Below are 15,969 nucleotides of genomic sequence, written 5' to 3'. Positions count from 1 at the left end.
ATCATGACTAATCCCAGTTTTAATCAGCATAAAAGAGAGGAACGCCGAGCTAATCGCGCCTTCCTTTCTTTTTTCTTAAGCAATAGAATTGTTATCCTGCTCACTGTTCTTTCACTCACTTTGTTTTTCGTTGTGCCGATTGTTAAATTAGCATTTTTAAGCTTCCAAAGCGATACTGGCATAACGTTGAACCATTACACAGAGATGCTCAAGCAGGATCGGCTGTGGAAAACGTTAAAGGATACGTTCATCATTGTCATCTGCTCATCCGTTTTATCCATCATTCTGGGAGTCGTTGCCGCATGGTTTATGGCCTATACAGATATAAAATACAAAAAAACGCTGCATATGACGATTTTGCTATCTTTTGTTTTGCCTTCCTATGTATTAACGTTGTCCTGGTCGTCCTTTATGGGCAACCAAGGTATAGTGGCGGGCATTATGCATTGGTTCAATCCGGAGGCCGCCCCATGGAGTATGTACAGTTATGGCGGTATTATTTTTGTAATGGGGATTCATCATTTTCCGCTTGTTTATCTTCTGACCGTAAATGTGCTTAAGAAAATTCCACGCGATCTGGAGTGGGCATCAAGAGCTAGCGGCGCAGGCAAATGGAGAACGTTCTATCTCGTCACATTCCCGTTAGTTTTGCCTGGGGTCACGTCTGGCGGCTTGTTAGTCTTTTTGGCTTCATTGGATAATTTTGGTATTCCGGCTTTTCTTGGCATTCCCAAAAATATATCCGTCTTGAGCACCCTAATCTATGAAGAGATTATTGGATTCGGTCCTTCTGCGTTCGCCAGAGGCGCTGCTCTTTCTGTCATTCTAGGCGCAATTGCGATTGTGGGCACATTGCTGCAATGGCTTGCTGTAAGAAGAATCAAATCAGCAGACACCGTTATTACGGATCACAGTCCCCGTTACATGCTCGGAAAGCATCTGATGTGGATCACGGGCGCTATATGGACCTTCCTTATGTTCATAACTATCGTTCCATTGTTTTCGATGGCTTCAACTTCCTTGAAAAAGGCCTATGGATTGCCGTTCCAAACTGCGAATTTAACGTTAGACAATTATAAATATATTTTGCTTGAAAACCCGAAGGTTTGGCAGTCCATTCAAAACAGCTTCGTGCTCTCCATTACAACGTTAGGCATCTGTTTAGTTTTAGGCTCTTTTCTCGCTTATGCTCGAGTACGCAAGCCGTCATGGGCAACCAAATCGGCAGAGCTGGCCATCGCTCTCCCATACACCTTGCCTGGCATTGTATTTGGACTTGCCATGATCTTTGCATGGATGGAGCCGATTCCCGGCTGGAATCCAGGTATTTACGGCTCGATTCGCATCCTGTTCATCGCATATGTGTGCCGCTTCCTTATTCTGCAGATGCGCGCATCTGTTACAGCCTTTATGCAAATTGATACGTCAATGGAGGAGGCTGCGCATATATCCGGCTCCGGCTATTGGAAGAAATGGCTCTTCATTCTGCTGCCGCTTCTGCTGCCGGGAATGCTCAGCGGCGCTTTCCTCGTCTTTTTCACAGCATTTACAGAGCTTACGGTCTCCGCATTATTGTGGTCAACTGGCTCACAAACGATTGGCGTTACGGTATTCGGCTTTGAACAGGCCGGTAGCACCTTATATTCCACCGCTTTATCCAGTCTTATCGTTCTATTAATCCTTGTCGGCTTGATCCTTCTGCAACTAGTCCAAAAGCTTCAATTCAAAAAAGGAGTACGACAGCCATGACCATTAAGATAGTAGGCGTAACGAAAAAATTCGGCAGCTTTCAAGCGTTAAAACCGATAAATCTTTTGATTGGAGAAGGTGAATTTGTAGCCATACTTGGCCCTTCCGGCTGCGGCAAGACTACACTTCTGCGAATGCTGGCAGGCTTTGAGCAGCCGACAACAGGCGAAATTTATATGAACGGAGCACTGACGGCAAAGTCAGGCTTCAGCCTTCCGCCTGAGAAAAGAAGAATCGGTATGGTGTTTCAATCCTTTGCGCTATGGCCTCATATGAATGTTGCCGAGCACGTCCGTTTTCCGATACGCCATCACAAGGAAACACACGCAGCTATTAAGGAAAATGAGCAGGAACGGATCTCCAGCGTGCTTCAAATGGTAGGCTTGTCTTCGCATGAAGCGCGTATGCCGCATGAATTGTCCGGCGGGCAAAAGCAGCGAGTTTCCATTGCAAGAGCGATCGCGGCAGAGCCTTCCCTGCTGCTCATGGATGAGCCGCTCAGCAGCTTGGATGCCATGCTCCGCATGGATATGCGCCGTGAAATCCAGCATATTCACCGGCAAACGAAAACGGCTATCATCTATGTCACGCATGACCAAAGCGAAGCATTGGCGATGGCTGACCGCATTGTCGTCATGAAAGACGGTCAAATTGAGCAGGCAGGCACGCCGCAGGACATTTATTTGCGCCCTCAAACAGAGTTTGTTGCCAAATTCGTGTCCAAGGCCAACCTCGTTCAAGGGAAATGGTATAACGACACCTTTGTTCCTGCAAGCTCTAATGGAGCTGTTCTATGGCAGGGCCATCATGTAGCGGACTATTTCAAAAAAACCGGAACCTATCCAGTAAGACCCGATCAATTTCATCTCGGATCACCGCTGCACACGGGTCTTAAGGGCGAAGTTACAAACATACAGTTTCAAGGAAAAGAATATTTGTATCAGATTGAAACCTCCGACGGCCAGTGGGAGATTAGCTCCCGGCAGCAATTCCAGCTCAATGAGCCCGTCTCTCTCGAATTAATGAACTAGGAGCAGGAGCCGTATATATTTTGACGCAAGCAGGCCACAAGGATGCATCCGTTAATGAGTATATAACGGTCAAAAAGACTGTCCCAGCGTCAACTGAATGACTTTGGAACAGCCTTTTGATTTCACTTATGTTTCTAACTTCCCTAACTCAGCTATATCAACAACCGTTAATGTGCAGACACACGCTTGCTTTCCATCCCGGGCTCCGATGCCGGCGGTACCGCTCGTTTAAGCAAAAACGAAGCGGCCCATGCGGCGAAAACCAATCCAAACGCAAACAGAAATGCGCTTTTCATACCGGCAATCATAGCAAGAATTTGAATGACAGACGCTTCGTCCGTGCTTGACGTTGTTTCCAAAAACTTTCTAGAGCCATTGGTCATAATCGCTACAAGCAGCGCTGTGCCTACAGCGCCCGAAACCTGCTGAAGCGTGCTGATTATGGCTGTGCCATGCGCATATAACGGAGGAGGAAGTTCATTTAACGCATTGGTCATAACCGGCATCATCAACATGGAAATACCCAGCATCAGCAGCGTATTCAGGATCATAATCATGCTGTAGGATGTATCCAGCGTAATATGCGCAAATTGCCACAGCGTATTGGCCATAAGCGCCAATCCGATAATGGCCAGCCATTTGGCGCCAAACTTATCAAATAACCGGCCATTGATAGGAGACATAATTCCCATCACTATTCCTCCGGGCAGCATAACCAGACCTGCCTTAAGCGGATTGTAGCCTAAAGCATTTTGCAGAAAAATCGGCAGCAGCATCATGGCAGAGAACATGGCCATCATGACGACCATCATAATCAGAGTGGACAATCGAAACACCCGGAAACTAAATGTTCGCAGTTCAAGCAGCGGTTCGGATATCGATAATTGTCTCCATGTAAACAGAACCAATGAAACAATGCCGATTGCCATCGGAATCAAAACCATGCCGCTTGACCATCCTCCGCCCCCTCCGCCCGCACTGCTGAAGCCGTATACGATCCCGCCAAATCCGCAGGTCGAAAGAAGAAGCGAAAGCAGATCAATTTTCGGTTTCGTCGTTTCGGTTACATTTTTGAGCTTCGCAACTGCAAAGATAATAACAAGCAGAGCGACCGGCAGCACGCTGAAAAAGAGAACACGCCAGCTAAAATGCTCGACAATGATCCCGGACAGCGTGGGTCCGATAGCGGGAGCGAAGGTAATTACGATACCGATCGTTCCCATGGCCGAACCCCGTTTCTCAATCGGAACCATGGCGAATACGACATTGGTCAGCAGAGGAAATAGCAATCCTGTTCCTGCCGCCTGAAGCAATCTTCCGAGTAAAAGCGCCGTGAAGCCGGGTGCGACAGCCGCTATAAAAGTACCCAGCGTAAACAAACACATAGCCGACAGAAACAAACCTCTTGTCGTAAACCGCTGGATTAAAAAAGCAGTGACCGGAATAAGCACGCCAATGACCAGCAGGTACCCGGTTGTCAGCCATTGGGCGGTGCTTGCCGAGATTCCAATATCCTCCATAATTTTGGATAGGGCGACGTTAAGCAGCGTTTCATTCAAAATAGCGACGAACACACCGAGGATCATCACCATAATGACTAAAAAGTTGCCTTTGCCTCCAAAGGTCCCACCGGTCTGATGGGATTCATGATCTGTTTTCACATCCATACTCCTCTCTTACTAGCTGCCATAAGTCATAATGACTTGCAATGGCTTCTCTTTAGCTGTTTCTTATTGTAGCATGCCCTATAGAAAAAGATTTCTTATCGATTGCTAAATCGAACCATTTACTTTTTGTTCTCTCTATGTAACAGTAATGCTCATCTCCAATATTTTACTCTAAAACAGTATCTTGCGATATAAGGCTCGCATAAAAAATCCCCTCCAAAGCCAACTGTAGGCCAGTGGAGAGAATTTTGACGTGAAGCATATATAAAATAGCTTATTCCCGCATCGCGGCAAGCTATCCTTCTTCCTTCTTGATTTCCTCCAGAAGCTGCTGCAGCTCCGGATTCGCAGGCGGTTCCTTCAGCTCCAAATTCCGCAAAGCGTCTACCGCGATTTTGAGCACGGCATAATTGCGGTACCACCGATTATCAGAGGGAACAACATGCCACGGCGCCTCTTTGCTGCATTTTTCAAAGAGTTCTTCATAATACTTGCCGTACTGCTTCCATGACTTGCGCTCCTGCAAATCGCCCGGGTCAAACTTCCAGTTTTTGCTCGGATCCTCGATGCGGCTGATAAGCTTCTCCAGCTGGAACTGCTTCGAGATGTGCAAAAAGATTTTGACTACCTTTACCCCGCTCTCGGCAAGCAGTGCTTCAAAATGATTAATATGTTTGAACCGCTGTTTTGCCTCATCGTCCTGCACCTTGCCGTGGATTCTGGTAATCAGCACTTCTTCATAATAGGAGCGATTAAAGACAGCGATCTGGCCAAGGGCGGGAACAGCAGCATGTGCTCTCCATAAAAAATCATGCCGCGCTTCCTCCTCCGTCGGCGCCTTGAAGCTGTGGGCGGAAATGCCCTGCGGATGAAGGCCGGCAAACACTTTTTTGATAACCCCGTCCTTGCCACTGCAATCCATGCCCTGAAATAGGAACAGCACCGCCTGCTCTTTGCCGGCGGCGAGCCTCTCCTGCAGCTGCTGCAGCTCCTGCTCAAGCTCCTTCATTTCCTGTGCAGCTTCGTCCTTACCTCGAAAGCGTCCTGTATCCTTCGGATCAAAGTCCGATAAATCCACCTTTTTCTTCACGGGCAGCCTAAAGCCTTTCGACATTCTCTTCACAGCCCTTCGCAGTCATTATTTACTTATTTGTATCCCGGCAGTTCTTCTCCTAAACAAATAACCGATCGCTCCTTTCGCGCACCAGAGCGATAATGCGCAAAACAAGGCGGCCCATACAAACGCAGGTACGAACGTTACGCCGCTCAAGCTGGCCGCATCACCCGCTGAGGCTGGCTCCGTTATTGCCAGAAAGAGCAAAATAAACGGGCTGATGATTGATTCCACTAAACATATGAATGCAATCAGCAAGTAATAACCGCTTCGAAGCCAGCTTGGCGCTATAAAATAAATGAGCAGCGTCAAAGCCGTAAAGCCTGCGCTCCATGCCATTCCGTAGCCGTTTCGTACAAAAAGCGCAAGCGCCATTCCCGCAGCTATTGCAATTAAAGCTAATCCGAAGCGCCCCTTCCCCCTTGCATGCAGAAAGAAAAGCAGCAGCGAGAACAAGGCGGAGCCCGTATAGCCGGCAAGGGCAATCGGAATCAGCATCCAACTGTTCGTATAGGCCGTATAGGTCACACCGCTTTGATCCGCGTACAAGTAAATATGCATGACGCTTCCCTTCAGCAGCAAGGTTACCAGTGCATGGGCAAGCTCGTGGACCAGTGTATTTACATTTTGGAAAAAAGCCGAAAACGGGATAAAACGGGTCAAAAACGTAGTAACAACAATAATAGCCGCCATTCTGATCCAAGAAAACATGCTTTAGCCTCCAATCTTCTGCCTCTATTCTAACCCTTCATACGGATGAGAAAGAATTATTTTTCAAATTATCCTTATACGGGTAAGCGGATGGATAGACTTGAAGCAAAAAAAGAAGCCGAAATTCACGGCTCCTTCCTTTTCGTTATGGGCTTATGCCTTCGGCTTGCTGCTCATGATATTTTTTTAATAAGTGGTGAAAGCGCTGGAAGCCGCTCGTAAGTACCTTCATCTTTCTTCTGAGCCTTACTCGCTTCTTAGGATCATTCTCCCCGTGCATAAGCTGATCGATGTTTTTGTCAAGCTTCTCTCGTAGCGTGAGGATTATACCGATCGCGATATGCGATCGCTCCATTTCCTGCAGATCTGCGGCAAGGGCTTCTCCAAGATGCTCCATCGTTTGCTTTTGCCTGCGTAAAGCTTTATCGATAACGATATATTCCGGGGTGAAGTCCTCGCGATAATCCTGACCGGGAACCTGATCCCAGAATGCGTTCCATTCCCCTAATTGGCCTACCTCATATAATATAAATTTATGAAAACCGCATAACCATGCCGTACAGCTTGTATTTCGCCGTTGACATCCGACACCATCCAAAAGATGAAGACAATCTCGGCAGCATGAGCCGCTATTTGAAATACACACCTTGCAAATATGATTCGCACCCCATTCATTTAAGGTATGCATGCCGTTTTCAATAAGGGATGTCCTGCTCACTTTCGAGGGTAAATGAAAAAGGGGTCTTACGGGCTCGTCCGTTTGCTCATCAAGCGTAGTATCGGGCATTCATTCACACCCTCCTTAATCGTTAAATATTCAAATATTCAAAAATTTATATATATAAAGTATACTCCAATTATGTCCGGAAGACAATTTTATCATAGATACTTGAGTACCCATTAGAAATTTGCAGTCCTATCCTCCTATCATCTAACATAATGAGATTTTTTATGAAGCTCAACAATTTATGCTATGATATTTATAAAACAAGCGTAAGCGGCTATCGCCGTCTTTAACGTCAAAAGCTCGTTTCGCGGTGAAAAATAAGCATCGCATAAGGTTCAAATTTATACTTTCTTATATTTTGAAAAAGTTTACGACTAAGGGGCCATTGCCATGAATCAAGACATTCCACAATTTAAAGCCGAGTTTTTTAAAGCCCTGGCTCATCCGCTAAGAATTCGGATTCTTGAAGTACTATGCGAAGGTGATAAAAACGTGAACGAGCTCCAAACCATTTTGGGCTCTGAAGGCTCTGCCGTATCCCAGCAGCTAGCCGTATTGCGAAATAAAAATGTCGTTTATGGCTTGAAGGACGGTACCTCCGTGATCTATTCGCTGCGCGATCCATTGATTAAGGACTTACTTGTCATCGCCAAGCAAATATTCGATAATCATCTTGTAGATGCCATATCCCTGCTGGAAGTCATTCGCAACGAGCCTTAAACGTCATTGTTTACGATTGACATCCGGCATACTCAGGAGTACTATTTCATATATATTCAAATATTCAAATATATGAAGAAAAGAAGGAAGCCAGATGAGATGGACAGGTAGATTTGCAGGATATGATACAGCTTCATTTCGCAAGGATCTCTTATCCGGTTTTATCGTTGGTATTATTGCCATTCCATTAGGAATGGCTTTTGCTATTGCTTCCGGCGTTAAACCCGAATACGGGATCTACACAACCATCATCGCGGGCATATTGATTTCCTTGTGCGGAGGCTCAAGGTACCAAATCGGGGGTCCAACGGGGGCATTCGTTCCGATCCTCTTTGCCATTACCATGCAATACGGCTATGAAAATTTATTGCTGGCAGGTTTTCTGTCCGGTATTATTCTTGTGCTCATGGGCTTGTTTAAGTCTGGCACTTTAATCAAGTATATGCCAAAGCCTGTTACGATCGGCTTTACTTCCGGCATTGCCGTTATTATATTTACCGGACAACTGCCTAATCTTCTAGGGCTGAGAAATATCGAGAAGCATGAGAGCTTCTTGCTCAACCTTATAGAAATATTCAAGCATGTGACAACGCTAAACGCATTCAGCCTGGCAACAGCTGCAATATGCTTAGCTGTCGTTCTACTATCGCAAAGGTATCTGCCTAAGCTTCCCGGCTCTCTAACGGGGATGCTTATCTCGAGCGCAGCAGCAGCTTTATTTTTTAATGGGCACGTCGATACGATAGGATCCGTTTTCGGGGACATTCCAGGCACCTTGCCTCATTTGCATTTTCCTGAACTGACGTTGCAGCGGATTGAGCAGCTCATCTTTCCTGCGATTGTAATTGCTATGCTCGGCGGTATCGAATCGCTCCTATCGGCCGTTGTAGCCGATAATATGTCAGCCAACCGTCACAACAGCAATCGTGAACTGATCGGTCAAGGAATCGCTAATCTTATAACGCCTCTATTCGGCGGTATTCCTGCCACAGGAGCGATCGCCCGAACCGCAACCAATGTGAAATACGGTGCTGTTTCACCGATTTCCGGCATTATGCATAGTATTGTCGTTTTTCTGGTATTCATTTTCTTTTCGCGTTACGCCTCGCATATTCCGCTTGCAAGCATGGCTCCTATTCTAATAATCGTTGCGTGGAACATGAGTGAACGAAAGCCTTTTATTCATATTCTGAAGTCCAACACAAGTGACTCCGCCGTACTCCTCCTTACATTTTTTCTGACTGTATTAACGAATCTATCCACTGCGGTCGCGGCGGGCTTGCTGTTATCCGTCATTCTATTTATAAAACGGATGAGTACGGCATTCATGGTGACGAGCTGTCATGACTATCCGCAAATCAGCATCTGTATCATAAAAGGCCCTTTATTTTTTGGCGCTGCCGACCGATTCGAAAAATTAGTTATGAATACGATAAATGAAAAATCTAAAGTACTGCTTCTGCGTATGGAGAAAGTACCCTTCATGGATACGAGTGGCGAATCCAAGCTAGACAGTCTAGTCAAGCACTTCAGAAAATACGGTGGGACCGTCATGATTTCGGAGATCCAATCTCAGCCTCTTGAGGTATTGAAAAGGGGTGAAATATACGGAGTTATCGGTCAGGAGCATTTCTTTCAGCATTCGGGTCAGGCCATTGACTATGCTTTGAATCAATTAGAAAACCGTACATCACTCTAATACGAGCACAACCACTATCCCCGATACAGAACAGAACAAATAGGACCGCCCGCTGCACCCTCTCGGATCTGGCGGGACAGTCCCATCTTATACAAAACAAGCTCAAGCTACCAAGCGTTTACCCCAAGCTTACCGATCGTCTCACGGATGAACGCCGGCTCATCCTCGGGCGTCCGGGACGTCACTAAATTACGGTCGACGACAACCTCCTTGTCGACAAAATGACCGCCAGCTGCTTCAATTTCCGAGGAAATACCGGGATAGGAGGTTAGCGTGCGGCCGTTCAGCACACCGGCGGCTGCCAATATTTGCGGACCGTGGCATATCGCCGCAATCGTCGTGCCGGCTTGATCGGCATCTTTGACGAAGGCTTGCACAGCCGCGTTATTCATCAGATGGGATGGCGATTTCCCTCCTGGAATGATAATAGCGGCATAATCGTCTGCATTCGCCTCCTCAATGCCTAAATGCGAAGTATAGGAAATTGTTCCCTGCTTCCCTTTCAACTGCTCATTGCCCTTCAAACTAATAATGACGGCTTCATGGCCGTTCTTCACCATTTCATCATACGGGCTTGCCATCTCGGAATCTTCAAAATCGTTGGCCAGCAGAAAAGCGACCTTCTTCGTCTGCGTCATATTTTGCACACTCCTCTCATTACTCAATCCATAAATTACTTTACCCCACTTGGGCGGATTTGAAGCAAGGCTTCAAATTACGACTTAATTTGATTTTGATTCATTTCGTCGAACTAATCCGCAGCAGGCTTGTGGAAAGCACGATTTTAGTTCATTTCATCGAACTAAACGCCTCTTTTTATGGATGCGAGAAAAAATGACGGGATTAGTTTCGCAAAGTCGAACTATTATACCGATCTAATCTGACAGCGTGCAATTAAGGTAGCGGAATGTAACTAAGTCGATTGGGCTAGCAGAGTTCATTTTAGGTGGTGGAATGTATATAAGTCGATTGGGCTTGCAGAGTTCATTTTAGGTGGCGGAATGTAACTAAGTCGAATGGGTTGCAGAGTTCATTTAAGTTGGTGGAATGTAACTAAGTCGAATGGGTTGCAGAGTTCATTTAAGTTGGTGAAATGTAACTAAGTCGAATGGGTCAGCAGTGTTCATTTAAGTTGGCGGAAGTGATCACACACGATCCGTATCACGTTTAGCGGGCTTAGCGAACAAGCCGGGCCGGTATCCGCTCCAGCAGACTGTTTCCGTATACCCGTTCCCGTTCCCGTTCCAGCTCTCTCCCGCATAGTCCGTGCTCGCCGGAGCAGGCAGAAGTGGCTAAAACAGCATGATGGACCGCATAAGTTAAGCTGCCGGGTGAATGCCGCTTCTCCCAGCCTCTGCCTGCGCAAAGGTACGGACAGTTCCCTTCCTCCAGCTTTGCTGCTTCATAACACAGCGTATCAAGCGTAATCATCAATATATCGTGTGAGCCCACGATTTGGTTCATATTCAACATTCGTACCTAATCCTTTCTGAGAAGCTGACGCATTTGCCATTCATAGGTGTTCATCCCCTCATACTCAGCACCGGACAGCAAATCGCCAAAAGGATTGACATCTATCGCATAAGTCCTGCTGCTGCCCTGTTGAACTAGTACGTCCACACCCGCAGCAAAGCTACCCGGAAATGCGCGGAGCGCAGCTTCAGCCGTATGCTTCACCGCTTGTTTCACTTCCGCGGATAGAAGCTGGTCCGCGTCCGTTCTTCGCTCGCTGCGCAGATGCATATTTGTAATTGGCGTACGGCTTAGCCGCAGCACCGTATGGCAGGCCTGACCGTTCACGACAAGCTGCCGCACGTCGAACGACTTGCTCAAGATGCTGTCCTTCTCGATCCAGCATTCAATATGCGCGCCTTCTCTGCACACCCAATTGATCATTTCTCGGATATCCGAACGCTCCCGGTAGCGCCGCATCAAGCCCGTATTGTAAAAGCTATAGCTGCCGGCACGTTCCTCCATGCCGATCGTCGTAAGGGCAAGCTCGTCTCCGGTACGCGGATTGATCTGGTAGGCGATAATGCCCGAGGCTCCCGATCCGCAGGCCAGCTTGATGAACAGCCGGTTCATTCCGCTGGCCGCGATTGCAGCTTGGAGCGAGTCGTAGTTTCCTATAGTTCCGGCAGGAGCCGGCAAAGCCGGCAAACGAAGGCCATGGCGCGACAGCAGCTGCCAGCAGCTTCTTTTGTCAAACATACTCGCGATACTTCCCGGCGAATTGACCCAGCGGACGGCCATTTTCAAGGCCTTCACCTCCCGGTGCACAGCAGCAAGGAACCGGCAATACCCGCGGTACCACTGCGCCGGATAATAGATTCGACCATACTCAAGCGGAAGACCGCGCGCTTCCTCCGCCGCAATTGAAATGCTGTCAGGCAGGGAACCGGCTGACCAGAATACGTCATCACCGCTCTGGTCAGGCGCTCCCCATGCAATCAGCTCCCGCTCCACCGCATCATCCTCGCCAGGCGCATCGATTCGTATGATGATCTCATCAAAGCCTGCGAATGCCCGCAGTACATCTTGTATGTACAAAGTACGCTTAAGCAGCTGCTCGTAGGGGAGCAAGAGAGCCGGAGCAAGCCCCAGCTTGCTTCTTGCCGCCTGAAGACCGAGTGTCCGTTTGTTTGTCGGATTTCCTATCAATAGAAAGGGATTCTCTCTGGCGTCATTCGCAGAATAGCGGCCCATCACTTAGTGAGAAAAGGATAACGCCAATCATCCTCATCCTTATCCTGCTGATCCGATAGATCTACCAACAACCCCGACTGCTTCCTGCGTTCCAGCAGCTCGCTGTCCACGCCTGATGCCAACTTTTCAATAAAGCTAGACATTCTTAAGACGTCTTCATACTCGTCATAGCCTACCGATAAGTGATTTTCAATCAAGATCATCCCTCCATTTGTTTCCATATGAAATCAGGTTACCATCTCATTTTTCGGCAAGTCAATGGTCCCTTAGTCATTTTCATCATTATCATCGCCGCAGCAGCCCCGACATCTCTATAACTTAGCCGACTCGGCGGATATATAAAACGCAGAAGAGGGCGCTCCTGAAGTTGAATGAACTTAAGGAACGCCCTCTTTTTATAAGTTTCAGTAAATCAATTGTTGCCCGTATCCCGCTCTACTCGACTGCGCGGAAACGGTACACCTTGCTCGAGTAATCGCCGAAAAATTGTGGTGTCGCCAGGCCTGCGTAAAGCAGCTGATCACCGCCGTATACCGCTTCCTCGCCAAGCAGCCTGTAATCGCGGTTCGGATCGAGACCTTTTAGGCGGAAGCGGTTAAGTCTAGGATTCGGCTCCTGCAGCACGGAAACGAAGACGACAAAGGCTTCGCTTTGATCCTTAGACACGAACATCCACGCCGTCTCATTGCCCTCGAACGGGCTAAGCAGACGATAGAAATCGCCGAATTGCACAAGATGGCGCACATCCTTGTACAGGGCAACCTGCACCTTGACCTCTTCCTTCTCCTCCTCCGTAAACTGAGTCAGATCAAGCTCATAGCCGAAGTTGCCGGACAAAGAGACATTCCCTCTCGTCTCAAGCGAGGTGATGCGGCCAACCTGATGGTTAGGCACAGCCGAGACGTGAGCGCCCATCGCGCTTACCGGGTAAACGATGCTTGTGCCGTATTGGATTTTCAGGCGGGATACCGCATCCGTGTTGTCGCTCGTCCAGGTTTGCGGCATGTAGTACAGCATGCCGGGGTCGAAGCGTCCGCCGCCGCCGGAGCAGCTCTCGAACAAAATATCCGGGAACGCTGACGTAATTTCCTCAAGCACGGCATAGAGGCCAAGCATATACCGGTGAGCTGTCTCGCGTTGCCGCTCGGCAGGCAGCAGCGCAGAGCCGATTTCCGTCATATTGCGGTTCATATCCCATTTCACGTACGTAATTGGAGCACTTGAGAGAATATCCGAAACCGACTTCACGATATATTCTTGAACGTCCTTGCGCGACAAATCGAGAACGAGCTGTTGTCTCGCTTGCGTGCGTCTGCGTCCCTCCAGGTGCAAGCACCAGTCCGGATGCGCTTTGTACAGCTCGCTTTCCGGCGATATCATCTCCGGCTCAAACCATAAGCCGAATTGCATATCGAGACGCTTCACGCGGCTGACTAAATCCTCTAAACCATTTGGCAGCTTATTGCGGTCTACGAACCAATCGCCAAGCGAAGAATTATCACTATCGCGTTTGCCGAACCAGCCATCATCCAGCACGAACAGCTCGATGCCCAGTTCTTGTCCCGCGCGCGCGATGTCCTCGATTTTATCCGCGTTAAAGTTGAAATAAGTCGCTTCCCAGTTGTTGACGAGAATCGGACGCGTCTGGTCACGGAACGCACCGCGAATTAAGCGGGCGCGGTAGAAGTCGTGGAAGCTGCGCGACATGCCGCCGAGCCCATGCTCGGAATGAACCATGACCGCCTCAGGCGTTTGGAATTGCTCGCCCGGCTCCAGCTGCCAATTAAAGTCGAATGGATTGATGCCTATGAATAGACGCGCGGCATGGAATTGATCCACTTCTACGCCAGCTGTGAAATTACCGCTGTATACCAGATTCACCCCGTACACGTCGCCATGATCCTCTGTCGAGCCTTCCGACAGCAAAGCAACAAACGGATTTTGCATATGGCTGCTCGAGCCACGGCGGCTCTCAATCGACTGCAATCCCGGAACGAGCTTCCGTTTATGAACATGACGCTCGCGAATCCAGGCGCCGGATAGCTGCAGCATTTCAAACCGGTCATGCGCAAAATCGAGACTCATGCTGAATGCGCGCTGCAATTGCAGCGTGTCGGTGCCGTTGTTGACAATTTTAGCCGAACGGGCAATCGCGTCAAACGCTTCAAATACGGTATAGGACAAAATAACGGATAAGCCGGTCAGCTCGTCTTTAAGCGTCAATTCCAGCGTTTGCGCCTCGGAATCGCTTTCCGTATACGTCGACGGCAATCCCTCAAGCGCAGGCTTGCCGTCGAAAATTTTATGTGAATCATAGCGCAAATCCGTTACGGTCGTGCCGTTAGCCAGCTTGACCTGGAATGCAGGCATCCGAAAGTCGGAATTGCCGTAGGCCGGATACTCATGCGGGAGCGTGTCCAGCGACAGCTCAAGCTGGTCCAGCTCCGTGCTTGGCGTGAAGGAGGCGCGTTCTCTCAGCTCAAAAAGCCGCTCCAGCTGTACGCCGCGGACTTTTTTGCCCCAGTAGATATGCGCCGGATAGCCTGTTTTCGTAACGTGGATGACATAGCTCGTATCCTTCGACTGCAAATGAAATACCGAGCGCTGCTGATCATATTGAATAGTCAAAATAAATACCCTCCTAAAATTTAAAAAAATTAGTCTCGTAAGCATTTTCTATAAAGTTATTGAAAATCAGCGGTATAAGCTGAACTAAATATCCGCATGCGGTGACAGGGTACACGTTGGATGAAGGATATCCTTGTACCCGGGTTTACTATTCTGCTTCGTCTTTTTTCAAAGAACTGCCGCAGCTTTCGCGAACGATGAGTGTTGTATTGATCGTCATATGAACTGCCGCCTCACGTCCTTCAATTCGCTCAAGCAGCAGCTGGACCGCCGCTCTGCCCATCTGCTCCGTATGTGCACGAACGGTTGTTAGCGGCGGGTTCAAATATTCGGAAATTTCGATGTCGTCAAAGCCTACAATCGCCATATCCTCCGGCACTTTAAGGCCATGCTCATGCAGCGCCCGGAGCGCGCCTACTGCCATCGGATCACTGCCGATAAAGCAAGCCGTCGGCCGTGAGCCTTGCTGGAGCAGCTGATTCATCGCTTCGTATCCGCTGTTAGACGACCAATACGCCTTCACCACATAGCTTTCATCATAAAGTCCCAGCTCACGCAGCGCCTTCTCGAAAAATATGCGCCGCGGCTCATCGTTCTCCGTGTAATCAAATTGACGATTCAGTCGGTACACATTATCGTTACCGCCGATGTAGCCGATTTTTTCGTGCCCCAGCTTTATCAGATGCGAGATAACCGCCCTGGTCGCTTGCTCAAAATGCATCTTCACCGTATCGTACTCGTTCAGCTCGTACGAATGGTTCACAAAAACTAACCGATTGCCGTTACCGTACAATTGAAGGACATCATTATCATCGATCGAACCGACAACGATGACGCCATCCAGTTCGTGCACGGGCTGCATCTCCGAGCGGCTGTTGCCACGAAGCACTTTAATAATACTGATTCCGAGCTCCTCGCAGCGTGATTCAATGCCTCTGCGAATAGAATAGAAATAAGGATCTTCATGCTCATCCTCAAGCGACGACCACATGAGCAAGCCGATTTGCTGACGGGAGAGCTGCTCTTCCTTTTTCATTCTTCGCAATCTGGACGGCTTATATTGCAGTTGCTCGGCAATACTGAATACACGCGTCCGTGTTTCCTCGCTTACTGACAGGGTGACATCATTATTCAAAACCCTTGATACAGTAGCAGCTGAAACGCCCGCCTGCTGCGCAATTTCTCTTATTGTCGCCATTCCACACTCCGCATTTAGT

The 15,969-nt window shown here is 48.4% G+C and carries 13 protein-coding genes and 1 pseudogene; 4 read left to right on the top strand and 10 right to left on the bottom strand.

All coding sequences use genetic code 11. The annotated features are described in order from the left end of the window. Window positions 1-3: 3 nt before the first annotated feature. Entirely contained in the window at window positions 4-1,749 is a 1,746-nt protein-coding gene (locus AC0YNZ_RS18095; RefSeq protein ID WP_475827941.1) for an ABC transporter permease, read from the top strand. Next, the gene (locus AC0YNZ_RS18090) at window positions 1,746-2,780 is read left to right on the top strand and encodes an ABC transporter ATP-binding protein (protein ID WP_475827940.1); all 1,035 of its coding nucleotides are present in this window, start codon (window positions 1,746-1,748) and stop codon (window positions 2,778-2,780) included. The genes AC0YNZ_RS18095 and AC0YNZ_RS18090 overlap by 4 nt, the downstream gene beginning before the upstream one ends. A gap of 167 nt (window positions 2,781-2,947) precedes the next feature. Here the strand turns inward: AC0YNZ_RS18090 and AC0YNZ_RS18085 are convergent, their stop codons facing one another. The 4 genes from AC0YNZ_RS18085 to AC0YNZ_RS18070 all read right to left on the bottom strand — a co-directional run bounded on the left by AC0YNZ_RS18085 (window position 2,948) and on the right by AC0YNZ_RS18070 (window position 7,059). After that, the gene (locus AC0YNZ_RS18085; protein WP_475827939.1) at window positions 2,948-4,447 is read right to left on the bottom strand and encodes an MDR family MFS transporter; all 1,500 of its coding nucleotides are present in this window, start codon (window positions 4,445-4,447) and stop codon (window positions 2,948-2,950) included. Between the two features lie 295 nt (window positions 4,448-4,742). Further along, on the bottom strand, window positions 4,743-5,561 hold the full coding sequence (locus AC0YNZ_RS18080; RefSeq protein WP_475827938.1) for a PPK2 family polyphosphate kinase: 819 nt from the start codon (window positions 5,559-5,561) through the stop codon (window positions 4,743-4,745). Window positions 5,562-5,585: 24 nt separating this feature from the next. Then, window positions 5,586-6,272: a M50 family metallopeptidase gene (locus tag AC0YNZ_RS18075; protein WP_475827937.1), complete on the bottom strand. Its 687-nt coding sequence runs from the start codon at window positions 6,270-6,272 to the stop codon at window positions 5,586-5,588. Window positions 6,273-6,417: 145 nt separating this feature from the next. Next, complete coding sequence (locus tag AC0YNZ_RS18070) at window positions 6,418-7,059, bottom strand: hypothetical protein (protein WP_475827936.1); 642 nt, start codon at window positions 7,057-7,059, stop codon at window positions 6,418-6,420. A gap of 330 nt (window positions 7,060-7,389) precedes the next feature. Between AC0YNZ_RS18070 and AC0YNZ_RS18065 the strand changes: the two genes are divergently transcribed. Beyond that, window positions 7,390-7,719, top strand: coding sequence for an ArsR/SmtB family transcription factor (locus AC0YNZ_RS18065; RefSeq protein WP_475827935.1), 330 nt, complete (start codon window positions 7,390-7,392; stop codon window positions 7,717-7,719). A 94-nt stretch (window positions 7,720-7,813) separates the two neighbouring features. Further along, window positions 7,814-9,418 carry a SulP family inorganic anion transporter gene (locus AC0YNZ_RS18060; RefSeq protein WP_475827934.1) on the top strand — a complete coding sequence of 535 codons (1,605 nt, stop codon included), beginning with the start codon at window positions 7,814-7,816 and terminating at the stop codon, window positions 9,416-9,418. 107 nt (window positions 9,419-9,525) lie between these two features. On the opposite strand, the gene AC0YNZ_RS18055 is transcribed toward AC0YNZ_RS18060, so the two are convergent. The 6 genes and pseudogenes from AC0YNZ_RS18055 to AC0YNZ_RS18030 form a co-directional block, all read right to left on the bottom strand. Further along, window positions 9,526-10,056 (bottom strand): type 1 glutamine amidotransferase domain-containing protein, encoded by a 531-nt coding sequence (locus AC0YNZ_RS18055; protein ID WP_475827933.1) that lies wholly within the window; start codon window positions 10,054-10,056, stop codon window positions 9,526-9,528. 624 nt (window positions 10,057-10,680) lie between these two features. After that, window positions 10,681-10,891 (bottom strand): annotated as a pseudogene (locus tag AC0YNZ_RS18050) (STM4013/SEN3800 family hydrolase); the annotation flags it as partial. Window positions 10,892-10,897: 6 nt separating this feature from the next. Then, window positions 10,898-12,079, bottom strand: coding sequence for an STM4014 family protein (locus AC0YNZ_RS18045; RefSeq protein ID WP_475827932.1), 1,182 nt, complete (start codon window positions 12,077-12,079; stop codon window positions 10,898-10,900). A gap of 44 nt (window positions 12,080-12,123) precedes the next feature. Further along, window positions 12,124-12,321 carry a hypothetical protein gene (locus AC0YNZ_RS18040; RefSeq protein WP_475827931.1) on the bottom strand — a complete coding sequence of 66 codons (198 nt, stop codon included), beginning with the start codon at window positions 12,319-12,321 and terminating at the stop codon, window positions 12,124-12,126. A 238-nt stretch (window positions 12,322-12,559) separates the two neighbouring features. Continuing rightward, window positions 12,560-14,752, bottom strand: coding sequence for an alpha-galactosidase (locus tag AC0YNZ_RS18035; RefSeq protein ID WP_475827930.1), 2,193 nt, complete (start codon window positions 14,750-14,752; stop codon window positions 12,560-12,562). A 148-nt stretch (window positions 14,753-14,900) separates the two neighbouring features. Beyond that, window positions 14,901-15,950: a LacI family DNA-binding transcriptional regulator gene (locus tag AC0YNZ_RS18030; protein WP_475827929.1), complete on the bottom strand. Its 1,050-nt coding sequence runs from the start codon at window positions 15,948-15,950 to the stop codon at window positions 14,901-14,903. Window positions 15,951-15,969: the final 19 nt, after the last annotated feature.

Source organism: Paenibacillus sp. J2L1-98 (assembly GCF_056269405.1).
The sequence above is the reverse complement of the archived record's forward strand: the minus strand, read 5'-3'. Positions and strand labels throughout refer to the sequence as shown.